Source organism: Penaeicola halotolerans (assembly GCF_016464625.1).
Taxonomy (GTDB): domain Bacteria; phylum Bacteroidota; class Bacteroidia; order Cytophagales; family Cyclobacteriaceae; genus Penaeicola; species Penaeicola halotolerans.
The window spans coordinates 1-276 of sequence record NZ_JAEAGO010000054.1; the positions used below are offsets into that span (position 1 = coordinate 1).

Genomic DNA, 276 nt, shown 5'->3' on the forward strand with positions numbered 1-276 from the left:
GGTAGAGATGGGAGTTGAAGCGGGGAGATCCCATGGGATATATCAGGTAGGGTGGGAAAATTTAAAAAAAGCAAATCACAGAAGAGGATAAAATGTTTGGAATACAGATATCTAGAATATGCAAATACTGGCAACTTAATAAGAAAATAGTTAAAAGAAGTAAGCAAGATCTGAGCAAACATCACAATAACAAAATGAGTAAGGCACATACTTTGGGAAAACACCAAATGGTATATACGACTCCAGTGCAGGGGGAAGGGACAGAGGACCTAGGGG

1 protein-coding gene is annotated in these 276 nt (G+C 39.5%); it reads left to right on the top strand.

Annotation, left to right across the window (positions count from 1 at the left end):
- Positions 1–92: 92 nt before the first annotated feature.
- Positions 93–276: hypothetical protein (locus I5349_RS13710; RefSeq protein WP_226391346.1), on the top strand; the 184-nt coding region annotated here is incomplete at its 3' end.